The organism is Paenibacillus sp. ALJ109b (genome assembly GCF_010747435.1).
Lineage (GTDB): Bacteria > Bacillota > Bacilli > Paenibacillales > Paenibacillaceae > Paenibacillus > Paenibacillus taichungensis.
The window spans coordinates 58970-75761 of the sequence record NZ_JAAIFP010000022.1 but is presented as its reverse complement, the minus strand read 5'-3'; the positions used below and the strand labels follow the sequence as shown (position 1 = coordinate 75761).

At 48.3% G+C, this 16792-nt stretch carries 14 protein-coding genes; 12 read left to right on the top strand and 2 right to left on the bottom strand.

Annotated features, from left to right (window positions below; all coding sequences use genetic code 11):
* Positions 1-141 precede the first annotated feature (141 nt).
* From G3352_RS20490 to argH, 4 genes are all read left to right on the top strand, one after another.
* Complete coding sequence (locus G3352_RS20490) at positions 142-1398, top strand: acetylornithine transaminase (RefSeq protein ID WP_163759299.1); 1257 nt, start codon at positions 142-144, stop codon at positions 1396-1398.
* Positions 1399-1597: 199 nt separating this feature from the next.
* Positions 1598-2566: an ornithine carbamoyltransferase gene (gene argF / locus G3352_RS20485; RefSeq protein WP_053779581.1), complete on the top strand. Its 969-nt coding sequence runs from the start codon at positions 1598-1600 to the stop codon at positions 2564-2566.
* 85 nt (positions 2567-2651) lie between these two features.
* On the top strand, positions 2652-3887 hold the full coding sequence (locus G3352_RS20480; protein ID WP_063567516.1) for an argininosuccinate synthase: 1236 nt from the start codon (positions 2652-2654) through the stop codon (positions 3885-3887).
* A gap of 104 nt (positions 3888-3991) precedes the next feature.
* Entirely contained in the window at positions 3992-5395 is a 1404-nt protein-coding gene (argH, locus tag G3352_RS20475) for an argininosuccinate lyase (RefSeq protein WP_053779582.1), read from the top strand.
* A 169-nt stretch (positions 5396-5564) separates the two neighbouring features.
* Here argH and G3352_RS20470 read toward each other — a convergent pair whose 3' ends face one another.
* Positions 5565-6353, bottom strand: coding sequence for an alpha/beta hydrolase (locus G3352_RS20470; RefSeq protein WP_163759297.1), 789 nt, complete (start codon positions 6351-6353; stop codon positions 5565-5567).
* A 221-nt stretch (positions 6354-6574) separates the two neighbouring features.
* On the opposite strand from G3352_RS20470, the gene G3352_RS20465 reads away from it, so the two are divergent.
* From G3352_RS20465 to G3352_RS20450, 4 genes are all read left to right on the top strand, one after another.
* On the top strand, positions 6575-7198 hold the full coding sequence (locus tag G3352_RS20465; protein ID WP_163759295.1) for a YhbD family protein: 624 nt from the start codon (positions 6575-6577) through the stop codon (positions 7196-7198).
* A gap of 14 nt (positions 7199-7212) precedes the next feature.
* Positions 7213-7938 (top strand): polymer-forming cytoskeletal protein, encoded by a 726-nt coding sequence (locus G3352_RS20460; protein WP_163759293.1) that lies wholly within the window; start codon positions 7213-7215, stop codon positions 7936-7938.
* Positions 7939-7974: 36 nt separating this feature from the next.
* Positions 7975-8679, top strand: coding sequence for a hypothetical protein (locus G3352_RS20455; protein ID WP_205524968.1), 705 nt, complete (start codon positions 7975-7977; stop codon positions 8677-8679).
* Positions 8680-8752: 73 nt separating this feature from the next.
* A complete protein-coding gene (locus tag G3352_RS20450; RefSeq protein WP_163759289.1) occupies positions 8753-10312 on the top strand; it encodes an MDR family MFS transporter in 1560 nt (519 codons plus the stop codon).
* A gap of 163 nt (positions 10313-10475) precedes the next feature.
* Here G3352_RS20450 and G3352_RS20445 read toward each other — a convergent pair whose 3' ends face one another.
* Complete coding sequence (locus tag G3352_RS20445) at positions 10476-11909, bottom strand: VanW family protein (protein ID WP_163759287.1); 1434 nt, start codon at positions 11907-11909, stop codon at positions 10476-10478.
* Between the two features lie 252 nt (positions 11910-12161).
* Here G3352_RS20445 and ftsE point away from each other — a divergent pair, with 252 nt between their 5' ends.
* The 4 genes from ftsE to G3352_RS20425 all read left to right on the top strand — a co-directional run bounded on the left by ftsE (position 12162) and on the right by G3352_RS20425 (position 16789).
* Positions 12162-12848 (top strand): cell division ATP-binding protein FtsE, encoded by a 687-nt coding sequence (gene ftsE / locus G3352_RS20440; protein WP_024631580.1) that lies wholly within the window; start codon positions 12162-12164, stop codon positions 12846-12848.
* The gene (gene ftsX, locus G3352_RS20435; protein ID WP_063567509.1) at positions 12838-13755 is read left to right on the top strand and encodes a permease-like cell division protein FtsX; all 918 of its coding nucleotides are present in this window, start codon (positions 12838-12840) and stop codon (positions 13753-13755) included. The genes ftsE and ftsX overlap by 11 nt, the downstream gene beginning before the upstream one ends.
* Before the next feature lie 152 nt (positions 13756-13907).
* Entirely contained in the window at positions 13908-15185 is a 1278-nt protein-coding gene (locus G3352_RS20430) for a murein hydrolase activator EnvC family protein (protein WP_091001250.1), read from the top strand.
* A 134-nt stretch (positions 15186-15319) separates the two neighbouring features.
* Positions 15320-16789, top strand: a complete 1470-nt coding sequence (locus G3352_RS20425; RefSeq protein ID WP_163759285.1) for a S41 family peptidase — start codon at positions 15320-15322, stop codon at positions 16787-16789.
* Positions 16790-16792: the final 3 nt, after the last annotated feature.

The window sequence follows — 16792 nt, the reverse complement described above, 5'->3', positions numbered from 1 at the left end:
GGGGATAACAGCGATCGGAAGGTTGTTCTGTCATCGAAGTGGGAGTATGCATATGTTCGGAAGGTGGACTGCAATCGAAGTGGTCTAGTGTTATGTTTTATTCACCTTAGGAGTGTACCAACAAATAAGGAGTGATAGGTGATGGCAAAAGGCAATGAACAGCCAGGTTCTGGCACAGCAGTAGCGGGCGTAGCAGCGACAGGTGCAGCGGCACAGACGGAAAGCTCTCTTTTCCAAACGTATGCGCGTTATCCAATCAGTCTGGTCAAAGGAAAAGGCAGCTGGCTATGGGACGATCAGGGCAATCGTTATCTTGATTTCATGTGCGGGTTGGCTGTAACGAGTCTGGGCCATGCACCAGAGAAAGTCGGAGCCAAGCTAAAAGCTCAGATTGATGAGCTGTGGCATGTGTCCAACCTGTTCCAGATTCCAGGTCAGGAAAAAGCAGCGGCTTTGTTGACAGCAAATACGTGCGCAGACGCCGTATTCTTCTGTAACAGTGGTGCAGAAGCGAATGAAGCGGCAATCAAACTGGCTCGTCGCTATCACCAGAAGGTAAAAGGCACAGGTCGGTACGAAGTCATTACATTTGCCCAATCCTTCCACGGACGGACACTCGCAACTTTGACAGCAACTGGGCAGGATAAGGTGAAAGAAGGATTTTTGCCATTGCCAGCCGGATTCGTAACTGTACCATTGCATGACACAGCGGCTCTCGAAGCGGCGATCGGACCCAATACAGCAGCGATCATGCTGGAAATGGTGCAAGCCGAGGGTGGAGTACATCCGGTCAAACCAGATTTTGTCCACCACGTTCGCAAACTTTGTGAAGAGCACGGACTGCTGTTGATTGTGGACGAAGTACAGACCGGAATGGGACGTACAGGCAAACTGTTCGCGCATGAGCATTATGGCATTGAGCCGGACATTTTCACTGTAGCCAAAGGTATTGGTAGTGGATTCCCTGTAGGTGCGATGCTGGGTAAAGGGTATCTGAAGGATGCGTTTACTGCGGGTAGTCATGCAACAACATTTGGCGGAACACCGCTTGCCTCTTCCGTTGTCATTGCAACGATTGAAACCATGCTCGAAGATCATTTGCCTGAGCGTGCAGCTGAAATGGGCGAATACCTGATGAACTCTCTGCGGGAGCGTTTGGCTGGTAATTCGTTTGTAAAAGAAGTTCGGGGTATGGGGCTGCTTGTTGGAATCGAATGTGCTGAAGCGGTAGGAGACATTGTGCTTGCTGGTCAGAAACGAGGCATTCTCTTTGTATCCGCAGGACCGAATGTCATTCGTCTGCTTCCAAACTTGTATGTGAGCAAGGAAGAGATCGATCAGGCGGTATCCTTGGTAGCTACGTTGATTGAAGAGCATGTGGCTGCGAAGAACGCCTAAAAAGACTTTATACAACTTTTCTGACTCGGGGCCTTCGCGGGCCTCGAAGCGGAACAAAATGATGAATCATGAATCCCTGTAGCCGCGCGGTAAACTAGCGGAAGATGAAAGTGAGCAGCCGGATGGCAAGATCTCAACCTTCTACACTCTTCTGCCCATGCGGGTGCAGGGAACCGGAAATAAGGAGGACAACACTAACATGACACAAGCGCAACAGACGGAAAAGGTACAGAAGGTCGATCTTAGAGGCCGTGATTTTATTGAATTTACAGATTATACAGCGGAGGAAATCCGCTATCTGCTGGACCTTGCGATTGAGATTAAAGGTAAACAGAAAAACGGTGTGCCATATCAGCCACTCCAAGGCAAAACGATCGGACTCATTTTTGAAAAATCATCTACACGTACCCGTGTATCCTTTGAAGTCGGCATGTTCCAATTGGGCGGTCACGCGCTCTTCTTGAGCAAAAACGATATCCAACTCGGTCGCGGGGAAACGACACATGATACAGCCAAAGTCCTGTCACGTTACCTGGACGGCATCATGATTCGTACCTTTGGACACCATAATGTGACTGAACTGGCACAACATGCGGATGTTCCGGTTATTAACGGCCTGAGCGATGCAGCACATCCATGCCAGGTACTCGCGGACTTCCAAACCGTATTGGAGCACAAAGGCAAGCTAGAAGGTCTGAAAATGGCTTATGTCGGAGACGGCAATAACATGGCTCATTCCCTTATGCTTGGTGCAGCGAAGATGGGGATGCATGTTGCAGTAGCGACTCCGGAAGGCTATGAGCCTGATAGCGCAGTCGTCGAGCAGGCGCGCAGCATTGCACAGGAGAGCGGCTCACAGGTGACTGTAACGTACAGTGCACAGGAAGCTGTGAAAGATGCAGATATCGTGTATACGGATGTATGGGCGAGCATGGGTTTTGAAGAGGAACAGAAGATTCGTGAACAAGCATTTGCTGCGTATCAGGTGGATGAGGAACTGATGAAAGGTGCAAAGCCGGATTATATGTTCCTGCACTGTCTGCCGGCACACCGCGGAGAAGAAGTGAGTGCTGGGGTTATTGACGGGCCAAACTCCCTGATCTTTGATCAGGCGGAGAACCGACTGCATGCGCAGAAAGCGTTGATGGCTGCGTTAATGAGTGAATAGATGCTGTTTGCCTGAATGGGTTGATTTTAGGCACAGATTTCGCGATGATAGATTAAGCAACTGAACTTGGGGAGGACCATTGAACATGGCTAAGGAAAAAATCGTACTCGCTTATTCCGGCGGGTTGGACACGTCTGTAATTTTGAAATGGCTGAAAGAAACATATGATGCAGAGATTATTGCATTTACGGCGGATATCGGACAAAAGGATGAACTGGACGGTCTTGAGGAAAAAGCTCTCGCTACAGGCGCTTCCAAAGTGTATATTGATGATCTGCGCGACGAGTTCGCCAAAGATTTCATCTATCCAATGTTCCAGGCAGGCGCCCTTTATGAAGGACAATACCTGCTTGGCACAAGTATCGCACGTCCACTAATCGCTAAACGTATGGTGGATATCGCTCGTGCAGAAGGCGCTACAGCGATTGCTCACGGCGCTACGGGTAAAGGGAATGACCAGGTTCGTTTTGAGTTAAACGCAGCTGCATTGACACCAGACATTCAAGTCATCGCGCCTTGGCGTCTGGAAGAATTCCGTAATCAGTTCCCGGGACGTGCGGAGATGATCGCTTACGCTGAAAAACATGGCATTCCGGTAACCGCATCGGCGGCTAAACCGTACTCCACAGACCGTAACCTGCTGCATATCAGCTATGAGAGCGGCGTGCTGGAAGATCCTTGGTTCGATCCAAGTGCGGACGAGAACAAAGACATGTTCCTGCTCAGCAGTGCACCTGAAGATGCACCGGATCAAGCGGAATATGTTGAACTTGAATTCGAACAAGGCGACTGTGTTGCACTGAATGGTGAGCGCTTGAGCCCGCTGCAAGTGATGGAGCAACTGAATGAACTTGGTGGCAAACATGGTATCGGCCGTGTGGACATGGTAGAGAACCGCTTCGTCGGCATGAAGAGCCGTGGTGTATACGAGACACCAGGTGGAACGATTCTGTTCACCGCACACCGCAAAATGGAATCCATCACGATGGACCGTGAAGTTATGAACCTGCGTGATAGCCTGATCACACGTTACAGCACACTCGTTTACAACGGCTTCTGGTTCGCACCAGAACGTCTGGCGCTGCAAGCCCTGGTGACCGAAAGCCAAAAAAATGTAACAGGTACCGTTCGTGTGAAACTGTATAAAGGCAACATCATCGGCGCAGGTGTGAAAAGCCCTGTCAGCCTGTACAACCCGGACATTGCCACAATGGAAGCTGATCCAACACAAGCATACGATCAAGGGGATGCAACGGGCTTTATCCGCCTGAACGCATTGCGTTTGAAAGTAAATTCCGGTGTGGAACAAAACAAAAACTAATTTCATTATGCATATAAGCATCAGGATAATAACTGACAAGGCGGGCCGTTCTTGCACATCTGGCAGGAGCGGCTTTGTCCATGAGCGAAAGGGGAGTACTCACTGTGAGCAAGCTGTGGGGAGGACGTTTTACCAAACAAACCAATCACCTGGTTGAGGAATATACAGCGTCAATCAACTTTGACAAAGCGTTGGCCGAGGAAGATATCCAAGGAAGTCTGGCTCATGTAACGATGCTGGGCAAATGCGGTATTCTGCCAGCAGAGGATGTAGAGACGATTAAAGAAGGTCTAATTACCGTTTTGCATAAAATTCGTGCAGGTGAAGTGGAATTCTCCGTATCGGATGAAGACATCCACATGAACATTGAGAAAAACCTGATCGATACCATCGGCCCTGTGGGCGGCAAATTACATACAGGACGCAGCCGGAATGACCAAGTGGCAACGGATATGCACTTGTACTTGCGTGAGCGCGTGGTTGGGTTTGTTGGCATGCTGCATTCGTTGCAGGAAGCGCTGATTGGACAAGCCAAAGACAATCTCGATACGATTGTACCGGGATATACGCATCTTCAACGTGCACAACCGATTCTGTTCGCCCATCACCTGATGGCGTATGTATCGATGTTCCAACGGGATGCAGAGCGTCTTATGGACAGCTACAAACGCATTAACGTGCTGCCACTGGGTGCAGGTGCGCTTGCAGGCACGACGTTCCCAATTGACCGTCATTTTGTAGCGGAACAACTGGGCTTCGATGGTGTGTACGAGAACAGTCTGGACGCGGTCAGTGACCGTGACTTTATCGTGGAGTTCCTGGCAGCCGCTTCGTTGATTATGACTCACTTGTCCCGTCTGAGTGAAGAACTGGTCCTGTGGAGCAGCACGGAGTTTGGTTTTGTTGAACTGGATGATGCATTCTGCACGGGCAGCAGCATTATGCCACAGAAGAAAAATCCGGACGTTCCGGAACTCGTTCGTGGTAAAACCGGCCGTGTGTACGGCAACCTGATCGGTTTGCTGACCGTGTTGAAATCTCTGCCACTCGCTTACAATAAGGACATGCAGGAAGACAAGGAAGGTATGTTTGACACGGTAGCGACGCTGGAAGGCGCACTTCAATTGTTCGCTCCGATGATTGCTACGATGACGGTTAACAAGGGTCGGATGCGTCAAGCGGTCAATCAGGATTTCTCGAACGCTACGGATATTGCGGACTTCCTCGTGGGAGAAGGTTTGCCTTTCCGTCAGGCACATGAGGTTATCGGGAAAACAGTATTGTATTGTATCCAGAACGGCAAGTATCTGCTGGATCTGACCATCGATGAATTCCGTCAGTTCTCCCCGTTGTTCGATGAGCGTATTTACGACGTGCTACAACCAGAAGCGGTTGTAAATGCTCGTAATGTGTACGGGGGAACAGCTTCGAACCAGGTGGCTGAAGCGATTGGACGTAGTGAAAAGGTGCTGGAAATTACGGAGCAATGGATCACTAATCGGGGTTAATAACGCATTTACTATAATGAAATAAAGATATACAACGCAAAAGCAGGCCGAGATTTTCTTCTCAAGGGCCTGCTTTTTTGTGTATAACAACGATTTAGGATGTTCAACTCAACATTTACTGGATAACAGCGATCGGAAGGTTGTTCTGTTATTGGAGTGCCAGTGTTCGCTATTCACGTTCACGCAAAGGCAACCATTTCAGCACATTCTGAATCTTCTCGTCCCAATATCCCCAGTCATGTCCACCGGGTTCTTCCTCGTACGTCAGCTGGAAATCGGTCTGTGCACAAGCTTGACGGAACGCTTGATTCTCGTCATACAAGAAATCTTCTGTCCCACAGCATTGGTAGAGCAAAGGTTTTGGACCCTGAATTGCTTTGCTTTCCTTGAGCAGATGCAGCAAGTCATTCTCCGAGCCTTTAATTTCTGCTCCGAAAATCCGCTTGAACTCAGCATCACTTAATGCCTTAACAATTCGGTTATCCATATGCGCTACCATGTCGAGTGCTCCGGACAAACTTGCCGCGGCGGCGTATTGCTCCGGTTTGTGAAGTGCCAGCTTGAATGCTCCGTAGCCACCCATGGACAAGCCAGCAACAAAGTTGTCCTCACGTTTGTGTGATAGTGGGAAGAAGGAACGTGCAAGTGCAGGCAGCTCTTCACTGATGAATGTCCAGTAGCGTCCGCCTTCCGCCATATCCGTGTAGAAGCTACGATGTACCTGAGGCATCACAACGGCAATACCAAGGTCCGCAACATATCGCTCGATGGATGTACGGCGCAGCCAGATGGAGTCATCATCTGATAGCCCGTGCAGCAGATACAGCGTGGGATGTAACCCCTGGCCGGATACGTTCTCCATGCCAATCTGATTGTGGGTCTGTTGTGGAAGAATAACATGCATACTGGTGCTTAGACCAAGCGTGTCAGAGTAAAAGTCACATTTAATAAGTGCCATATATATGAGAAACCCCTTTCATAAGTCCATTAACGATGTGTTCTGACCCGATGCTATAGGAAGGGATCTGAATCCATAATGGTTCCATAGTGTCTATAATAAACAGGTTATACGCAAAGTCTTTTCATTGCAATAATAAGAAATTCACAACTAGTTATTCATCTTATTTACAGCGTAACAATGTTATGTTACACTGTTTTCAACACAAAGGGGGACCATATATGACGGATGATTTGATCTCCAAAAAAGAATTGCTGGACCTGACGGGTATCTCCTACGGCCAGTTGTACCGTTGGAAGCGGAAGAATCTCATTCCGGAGGAATGGTTTATTCGGAAGTCTTCCTATACGGGACAAGAAACTTTTTTTCCAAAACAACAGATTTTACTGCGGATTGACAAGATTCTCAATATGAAAGACGGCTTGTCGCTGGATGAACTGGCAGATGTGTTTTCACCAACATTGGGTGAAGTGGAAATGTCCGCTCAGGAGCTGTTAGAGCGAAACATTGTTTCGAATATTTCGCTTGAGCTGTTGAAAGAAGCAGGCCGGGAGCGGCCGTTGTATGCTTTGGAGCAGATCATGATGCTTTATGTACTCGATAAACTGCTAATGAGCGGAGATGTTACCCGCCAGGAGGGTGCGCTGCTGATCGATGTCATGTCCGAGCATTATTATCGTTTCACAGGCAAACCAAGCGAACTGGTGCTTATTCGCAAAATGGGTGTTCCTTCATTCTTGCTGGTAACGGCAGGAACAGAGCTTTATTTTGACAATGGAGTGAAGGTCGTTCTCAGGCAGCCAATGGGGACGTTCATGGAAGAGTTAAAACTCAAATTGGGATAAGGAGAGGATCATATATGGAGGAACGTAATTTGCGAAATGATCTGAACGTAGCGGGCATGAGCCAAACGGCAGGCGGGAATTTTCACCGGGTATCTATCGATGGCATGGCTAAAGTAAACGGTAACCTGGACTGTACCTCCATGAATGTGAATGGAACATTGAAGATGCACGGTACTTTGAGCTCAGAGAGCGCAACGATCAACGGTATGTGCACGCTGAACGGCCCCTTGATCAGTTCTCGTGTTCGTGTGGATGGTTTGACAACCATTAATGGAGACCTCCGAAGTCCTGAGCTCGAAGTTAACGGGAAGTGTACTGTACGTGGTCGGGTAGATGGGGAACGGATAGATATTGGTGGCGTAATCGATATTGAAGGCGACGTACAATGTGAGACCCTGAACGTACAGGGCAATATTAAAATTAGTGGCTTTCTGAATGCGGGGACGGTAGAGATCAGGCTGCATACATCTTCTTCGGCGAGAGAGATTGGCGGGGAACGCATCGATATTCGTCGTAAGGAACAGACTGGTTTTTGGAAAAGTATTGGTCTAGGCGGTACCCCATCCTTCAGGACATCCTTGATTGAGGGGGATGAAATCGTGCTGGAAGATACCGAGGCTGATATTGTTCGTGGTAGCAAGGTTCATATCGGTCGTGGCTGTAACATCAGGTTGGTCGAATATTCGGGTGAACTAGTGGTTGATCCAGATGCTAAGGTGGGCAGCAGTCAGCGGATTTAAATTTTAATTTAAGTTTTGACCTGGAGAGAAAGGGATGTGATCGATTTGAATAACCATTTTGCTGGTTCATTGGATAAAAAACATGACATTAGCATCATCGGCGATGGCAGTCCTTCTGGCGGTGTGTACGGCAAGGTCAAGGTAGTGGGGGATTCCTCATTTAATGATAATCTGTTCTGTGATCAATTCAAATGCACCGGCACATCGGTCGTATACGGATCTCTTGAATCAACGGATATCAAAATTACAGGAACCCTTACCCTGAAAGAGCGGGCTGCTGCCGGCGACGAAGATCAGGAAGGCAATTATGCTTCTAACCTGTATACAAAAGCTGAACATATGAAAGTAGTAGGCGAGCTTCATGTATCAGGCGATTGTCAGGTGGAGAATATGAAGTTGAATGGCCGTTTTACGATAACGGGTATGCTCAGTGCCGAAAGTATGACACTTAAAATTATGGGTCCATCCGAGGTCAAGGAAATGGGCGGTTCCATCATTTCAGTGAAGAGTTCACGGGGGAAACTGCTGGAGGGTTTGTTCACTGGTAACAAGTCTATTCTCAAGGCCGCTCTGATCGAAGGCGACGAAATTGAACTTGAGAACACGGAGGCCGAGGTTGTACGAGGAGATAAAATAAAAATTGGCCCAGGCTGCCGAATTGGTACTGTGGAATACCGCTCTTCTCTGCAAATTCATCCGCAATCGGAAGTTTTGGTGCAAAGCAATCGGTCCTTGGACTGATTATCCGCCGTAACTTTTCGGATATACTAATTCAGTCATATGAATCGGATTTGAATGGGAGAGATTGAGTAGAATGGCTACACGTAAAAATAATATTGGATTGGTGCTGGCAGGGCTACTGCTAAGCATACTGATGGCTTCGATGGACAATACCATCGTGGCAACAGCGATGGGCGACATTGTCGGGAAGCTGGGTGGGCTCGACAAATTCGTATGGGTGACCTCCGCTTACATGGTGGCAGAGATGGCCGGTATGCCAATCTTCGGTAAGTTATCCGACATGTACGGACGGAAGAAGTTTTTTGTTTTTGGAATACTGGTATTTATGCTCGGATCTGCATTATGTGGAACAGCAACATCGATTGTAGAGCTGACGATGTACAGAGCTATTCAGGGTATTGGTGCAGGTGCACTGGTGCCGATTGCCTTTACGATCATGTTTGATGTGGTCGCACCGGAATCACGGGGTAAATTGGGCGGTTTGTTCGGAGCCGTATTCGGCTTATCCAGCGTATTTGGTCCACTGCTGGGTGCTTACATTACGCAGTATGCGACATGGGAATGGGTATTTTATATCAACCTGCCGCTTGGTCTGATTGCGTTTGTGTTTATTGCATTTTTCTACAAAGAATCTCATCAGCATCAATCCCAACAGATTGACTGGCTCGGTGCAATCACACTGATTGGTGCGGTAGTTTGTCTCATCTTCGGGCTTGAACTGGGTGGCAAAACGTATGCCTGGGGCTCATGGCAGATCCTTGGTTTGTTTGCCGGATTCGTGGTGCTAGCGCTGCTCTTCCTGTTTGCAGAAACGAGAGCCAAGGAACCCATCATCTCCTTTGGCATGTTCCGCAACCGGGTGTACTGGTCCAGTAACGTTATTGGCATGTTCAGTGGTGCGGCGTTTATTACTGCATCCGTGTATATTCCAATCTTCATCCAGGGGGTACTCGGTGGCAAAGCGACCAACTCTGGCCTCGTGTTATTGCCCATGATGCTGGGGTCCGTTGTGACGGCTTCCATGGGTGGGGTACTGATGACCAAAATCAAGTATCGCAACATTATGATTCCTACGCTGGCGTTGCTGGTGGTTGGTCTTGGATTGCTGACAACGCTGGATGAAACTTCGTCTCTATGGACGATACGTATATTCATGGTGATGATTGGACTCGGTGTCGGGGCGTCATTCTCGGTACTCAGCAATGCAGCCATGAACGCGTTTGAACCGCAAAGACGCGGAGCAGCAAGCTCCACACTTAACTTCCTGCGTTCGCTTGGGATGACGATGGGCATTACGATCTTTGGTATCGTGCAGAGCCAGGTATTTACGCGTAAAATGAATGATGCCCTCGCCGGATCAGCGGCGGAAGCGGGTGGCGCTGGTGCTCCAGCAGGCGGCGTACCTCAGGGAGTGAATCTGAGCGATCCACATGCGCTGCTGTCGCCAGAGCTGAGAAAGGCGATTCCGCCTCAAGTGCTAGACACCATTACGCACGCGTTGTCTTCATCCATCGTGCAGCTCTTTGCCTGGGCTGCGATTCCTGCCGCACTCGCGTTGATTGCTGCTTTCTTTATGGGTAATGAGAAAATGGTTATCGGCGAGGAGCAGAAAGAGTACACAGGCGGACATTAAAGGTATCAGTCTAATTAAACCTAATATGCATCTGTAGAACAAACCAAAGACACATCTCTCAAGGGACCCAGAATGGGGAACAGGAGATGTGTCTTTTTCTATTTGTTATTACGTTTGCTGAGTTGAGCCTATCCTATCCATGTGTGCGCATGTGAAAGGAAGATTAAGGCTGCTTCGTGTCGCTGATGCCATCCTCTACGACAGAAGGCTCCTTGGGATCAGGCAGGTTAGTATGACCAGAGCGGGCAATCAGGCGATTTTGAGCTTTGTACGTGTCACGTGTAATGGTCTTGGATTCGACAATTTTGCCATCCACCTTTTTGGTGCGCATCGTCTCTACAATATATCCGGGTTGACCGTTCTGGAGCACCTGCTGGGCACCGTCAGGCAGTACGTTGCTCGATACATATTTCACGGGAGCACTTAATGTCTCAATTGTACGGGATTCAAGTGCATAACTGACGTTCTCCGGGAAGGTGCCGAAAAATTTGACCGTTAAGCTTCCACCTTCCACTTTGGCATGAATGAGCAGAGACTTGCCGGTATTGTTTTTGAACCGAAAATTGATCGAGCCTGAGGCAAACGTGGCATCCAGTCCCTTTGGCAAATATTTGACGGGCAGGGAGTGGTTACGGCGTTCTACAATGTCCAGTCCGGTCAACAGGGCTGCGTTATAAACGGTGCTTGATACCTGGCAGATACCACCCCCGATCCCAGGGGTCAGCTGCCCATTCACGATAACCGGGGCTTCCCGGAAACCATAGTCCTCCTCGGCCTTCCTAATGACCTTCTCATAATCAAAAGTACCATTTGGCGGCAAAATCATGCCGTTAACGGCTTGCGCTGCTGCGCTGACGTTATGTATCCGGCCTGCGCTGCTGTTTCCGAGACTAGTGGAGAACTGAATGATCTTCCTGTCAATTCCCTCTTGGCGCAGCGAATCGAGAGTCACTTCGGGTTGCAGCGTATAAAACGGCAGCTGAATCAACAGCGGGTTTGGCTTCGCATCATGGTCCAGTGGAGCGAAATCCCGGTGCAGTTTAGCCTGCATCAGGCTCGCGAGTTCATCCCAGGCGATCCGGCGGACGCCCTTTTCCGGGATGTACTGGACCTTGTCACTTGCGGTAATGCGGCGAACAGCGTTCGCGGGTGTACCGAAGGTTTCCTTTTCCCAGGCAGGGGTAAGCTGCTCTCTCAGTGATTTTGAATTGTACGTCAGCTTCAGAGACCACTCCTTGATGAAATGATATCGGGCGTAAGCGCGTTCCCACAGATTTCCATCATCCAATTGCTGCACAGCTGTCCGGAAGTCATCAGCACTGTAGTTTGCGCCTGTCTGGGCGGCGGTGAACGTCAATGTTTTTGGTGTAGGATCGTCAACCACCAGGGTGATCGGCCATGCTTCCATTTGTTTTAATCGTTCATCCAGTGCTGGTAGAACTTCCTTGCGATTCACGCCCTCAACCGACCACTCCCCAACACGTACACCTTCCGGTAGCGCGGGTTGGTTCACGTACATATACAGCAATCCATAGGACGCGGAACCGATTAATAGGATGGAGAACAGTGCAATGACCATCAAATGTATTTTTTTCATATCCGTACGCTCCTTTGTACTTCTGTTGTTCCGCATTTCGTAACACTTTCCATATATATGATCCAATGATGGAAAACTTTCGGGTACTCAATAGGTAACAAATTTGTTACAATAAAATTCATATGAATCCATGCTTCACCATCGAAAAAGGGGTGAAATGGATTTTCCCTGATGAAATTCAGGTCTTTTTAAAGGAAATGCCGGGATTGTGTCGAAATGATAATGGCTAACTATGCAACGGGAAGTGATGATGTGATAGAAATGCAGGACGTGTGGAAGACCTACGCCAATGGTACCCACGCATTACAAGGGGTGTCGGTGAAGATCGACCGCAATGAATTTGTCTATATCGTCGGTCCGTCCGGCGCAGGCAAATCGACATTTATGAAATTGATGTACAGGGAAGAAGTTCCGACCAAAGGACAAATATCCATTAACGGATTTAATATCGGAAAGTTAAAGCCACGAAAAATTCCTTACGTACGCCGGAATATCGGCGTTGTGTTCCAGGATTTCAGGTTGCTGCCACGCATGACGGCATTTGAGAATGTGGCATTTGCCATGGAAGTTATTGAAGCACCGAAGCGCCACATCAAGAAACGAGTGATGGAAGTGCTTGATCTGGTGGGATTGCGCAGTAAAGCGAATCGTGAACCTTCACAGTTGTCGGGTGGGGAACAGCAGCGTATTGCCATCGCACGTGCCATCGTGAACAATCCGTCTGTTATTATTGCGGACGAGCCTACGGGTAACCTTGATCCGGAGACGTCATGGGGCATTATGCAGCTGCTGGATGAAATTAATTTCCGCGGAACCACTATTGTTATGGCGACCCACAACAAGGATATCGTTAATACGATGCGTAAACGGGTTATTGCAATTGAACGGGGACAGATTGTACGGGATCAGATGAGAGGGGAATACGGTTATGAATTTTAGTACTCTCTTGCGCCATTTACGGGAGGGATTCAAAAACGTATTCCGCAACGGCTGGATGTCCGTGGCCTCCATCATGTCCATTATCGTGTCTCTACTCATTCTGGGCGTGTTCATGCTGCTGGTGCTTAATGTGAATTCCATGGCCAACCAGGTGGACAGTCAGGTCGAGATCAGTACGTTTCTTGAGCTGAACGTGGATGAGAACCTGCGTAACACGCTGGAGCAGGAAATCAGTGCGATGCCTGAAGTCAGTGAAATTCGTTTTGTTTCCAAAGAAGAGGGACTCAAGGAGTTCCGTGAACGTCTCGGAGAAAGTGCAGACAATGTGCTGAGCGGTTTCGATGTGGATAACAATCCACTGCCGGAGACCATTGAAGTAGAGGTCATTGAACCGGAAACCGTCACTTTTGTGGCGCAAAAAATCGAAGCATTGAACGATAAACACCCGGAGAAGCCGATCATGAAAGTGAACTACGGCAAGGAAACGGTGGAAGTGTTGTTCAAATTTACGAAGCTTGTCCGGAATATCGGATTTATTTTTGTTGGGGGACTGGGTTTGATGTCCATGTTCCTGATCTCGAATACGATTCGCGTAACGATTCTGGCCCGGCGCCGGGAGATCGGTATTATGAAACTGGTTGGAGCAACCAACACGTTCATTCGCTGGCCTTTCTTTGTCGAAGGGGCATTGATTGGATTGATCGGTTCGGCGATTACGGTAGCGGTACTGTTCTTCGGTTACAGCCGCCTGATGGCCACGATTGGTCAGGATGTATTCATGCAGATGCTTAATCTGATTCCACTCGGTGATATTTGGCTGCTGTTTGGAACATTGTTGATCGGACTCGGTGTGCTGGTTGGTATTTTGGGAAGTACATTGTCTATCCGCAAGTCTCTTAACGTTTAATCGAAAAGAATGGCAAAGCAGGTTCACAACTGAACACTGTTTGACGATATGTAGTAAAGACGGAGTCTTTAGTGTAAAGAAAGCAAAGAACATGCTGTTCACCACCTGTGCAGGTTGCTTTCTTGTGAAATCATAGGATGGGGGATCACATTTTGAAAAAAACAGCTTCGCTGCTGGCTTTAACGTTATTGGCCAGTTTGACGCTTCAACCTTCTGACGGATATGCCAAGAGTAGCATTAGCGACATTGATCAGCAGATTCAGCAACTGGAGAGCAAGGCGGCTTCGGCCAAAAAGGAGCAGCAAAAGGCTGCCAGCAACAAAAAGGAAGCCCAACATTATAAGAACAAGACCAATGCTTACTTGAAAGTCGTCATGGAGCAGATCAATGTGGTCAGTGATGAGCTGGCAAACGTATCCTTGCAGATTGAAAATACGGAAGAGGATCTCCGTACAACGAAAAAAGATCTGCAAGCCGCAGAAGAACGTATCGTTGCAAGAGAGAAATTACTTGAATCACGTGTACGGTTGATGTATACAGACGGTGCCGTTTCATACCTCGATGTGTTGTTAACTTCCACAAGCTTCTCTGATTTCCTGACTCGTGCCGATTCACTGAAAACGATTGTGGATCAGGACCAGCACTTGCTGGATGAACACAAAAAGGACAAGCAACTCGTCGTGGACAAAAAAGCAGAACTGGATGTGCAATATGCAGAAGCCAAGAGTCTGTATGCACAGAAGAAACAACGTAAGTCCCAATTGAATGAGAAGGAACAGGAGAAGCAAGTACTTCTCGCTTCCTATGATGCTAAAATTGAAGAGTCTGAAGAGCTGACGCAAGAACAGGAAGACGTATTGATGCAGATTGCCAGCAAGCGTTCGGCCCTTCTGCAAGAGAAAAATAAATTGCGTGAGCAGCAAGCGGCGGCGGCCGCCAAAGCAAAAGCAGCAGCTGCTGCACGTGCGGCGGCAGCTGCGAAGGCGCCGACCAAGGTCAGCTCCAACAGCAGTAGCAGCACATACTCCAGTGGTAACGGAATCTTTGGAATGCCAGTATCAGGTGCGCGTGTATCTTCCGGTTTTGGACCTCGTATTCACCCGATCACGGGTGAAGTGGGTAAAATGCATGCAGGTGTAGACTTTGCTGTTGCTCAAGGAACGTCCGTTCATGCCGCTTCAGGCGGGATCGTTATCATGGCTGAATGGTATAGCGGATATGGTTACACCGTCATTGTTGACCATGGAGGCGGTCTATGGACGCTATACGGTCATTTACGTGAAGGCGGATTTAAGGTTAGCAAGGGTGACACGGTAAGCCGTGGCGACATTATTGCTGAATCAGGCAGTACAGGCAACTCCACTGGACCGCATTTGCATTTTGAAGTACGTGATAATGGAACAGCAGTGAATCCATTTAACTATTTGTAGTTTTTAGCCAACAGTTGGAATGGAACAAACATATTCCGTACAAGCTAGGCATATACTAAGCTGGCATGTTCAGGGAATGATTCACGGAACAATTGAATTTGACACGCTTCAATACTAAAGGCGGTGACAAACGGATGATGAAGAAAAGATCGGCCCTGCTGCTTGTCATTGTAGCCCTTCTCGGAGGCAGCCTGCTTACGTTGGTGCTGATGAGCTCTCCTGGCCTGGCACAGACGACACCTGGCGAAGGATTGCTAGCCAGCGTTACTGGCAGTTCACAGCAGAAGAACGATTTGAAGAAGATTGAAACCGCGATGGATTTGATCTCAAGCAACTATTATAAAGACGTGGATCGAACCAAACTGATTGATGGTGCGATCAACGGCATGATGGAATCCCTTGGTGATCCGTACTCCAACTATATGGCGCAGGAAACAGCAGCCCAGTTCGAGGAGTCGATTGAAGGCTCGTTTACCGGAATCGGCGCAGAGGTATCCTCACAGGATGGAAATGTGGTAGTGGTATCACCGATCAAAGGATCGCCTGCCGAGAAAGCGGGTATTCGCGCGAAAGACATGATCATGTCCGTGAATGGTGAATCTCTGCAAGGTTTGGAACTGAACAAAGCCGTTAATAAAATCAGAGGTCCAAAAGGCAGTGAAGCGAAGGTACAGGTTAAACGTGCTGGATCTTCCGAGCTGATTGAATTTGTTATTGTACGTGATGACATTGATCTGGAGACGGTGTACGCCCACATGGAGGATAACGGTGTTGGTGTGATTACAATCACCCAATTCTCGCTGAACACAGGAGATCGTTTCAAAGAAGAACTGGCGAAGCTGGAGAAGCAGAACATGAAGGGCCTGATCATTGATGTTCGTAATGACCCGGGTGGTGTTTTGCAGGTCGTTATTGATATTGCAGAGCAATTTGTTCCGAAAGGCAAAGTTATTGTTCAAGTCGAAGACAAGAATGGTAAAAAGGAACAAAGCAAATCGAACGGATCAGGTAAATCGTACCCAATTACGGTATTGATGAACAAAGGAAGCGCGAGTGCGTCGGAAATTTTGGCTGGTGCATTGCAACAGTCGGCAGGCGCAACGCTGGTTGGAGAAAACTCCTTTGGTAAAGGAACCGTACAGACGAGTTATGACAAGCAGATGGGTGATGGCAGCCTGCTGAAAATCACCATCGCGAAATGGTTGACTCCGAACGGGGACTGGATTCATGAAAAAGGTATCAAACCGGATATCGCGGTGAACCAGCCGGATTACTTCTCGGTGGCACCAATCAACAAAGAAAAATTACCTTTGAAATACGACAGCAATAGCACGGATGTGAAAAGTGTGCAGACGATGCTGAGAGGACTTGACTTTAAGCCGGATCGTGTAGATGGATACTATGACCAGAAGACAGAAGAAGCGGTCAAAGCATTCCAGAAACAAAAAGGCATTCAGGCAACTGGCCAGATTGATGAGAAAACCGCGGAATCACTGGAAGCGGCTCTGATTGAACGCATTGCCAATCCTCAATATGATGCACAGCTGAAGCGCGCGATCGAAAATGTCTCAAAGGATATTTCGTCCGCAGTGTCGAAGCCATAAAGA

Coding starts and splice junctions, on each gene's coding strand:
- G3352_RS20490 (WP_163759299.1), top strand. CDS start 142: ATGGCAAAAGGCAATGAACAGCCAGGTTCTGGCACAGCAGTAGCGGGC.
- argF (WP_053779581.1), top strand. CDS start 1,598: ATGACACAAGCGCAACAGACGGAAAAGGTACAGAAGGTCGATCTTAGA.
- G3352_RS20480 (WP_063567516.1), top strand. CDS start 2,652: ATGGCTAAGGAAAAAATCGTACTCGCTTATTCCGGCGGGTTGGACACG.
- G3352_RS20470 (WP_163759297.1), bottom strand. CDS start 6,353: ATGGCACTTATTAAATGTGACTTTTACTCTGACACGCTTGGTCTAAGC.
- G3352_RS20465 (WP_163759295.1), top strand. CDS start 6,575: ATGACGGATGATTTGATCTCCAAAAAAGAATTGCTGGACCTGACGGGT.
- G3352_RS20460 (WP_163759293.1), top strand. CDS start 7,213: ATGGAGGAACGTAATTTGCGAAATGATCTGAACGTAGCGGGCATGAGC.
- G3352_RS20450 (WP_163759289.1), top strand. CDS start 8,753: ATGGCTACACGTAAAAATAATATTGGATTGGTGCTGGCAGGGCTACTG.
- G3352_RS20445 (WP_163759287.1), bottom strand. CDS start 11,909: ATGAAAAAAATACATTTGATGGTCATTGCACTGTTCTCCATCCTATTA.
- ftsX (WP_063567509.1), top strand. CDS start 12,838: ATGAATTTTAGTACTCTCTTGCGCCATTTACGGGAGGGATTCAAAAAC.
- G3352_RS20425 (WP_163759285.1), top strand. CDS start 15,320: ATGATGAAGAAAAGATCGGCCCTGCTGCTTGTCATTGTAGCCCTTCTC.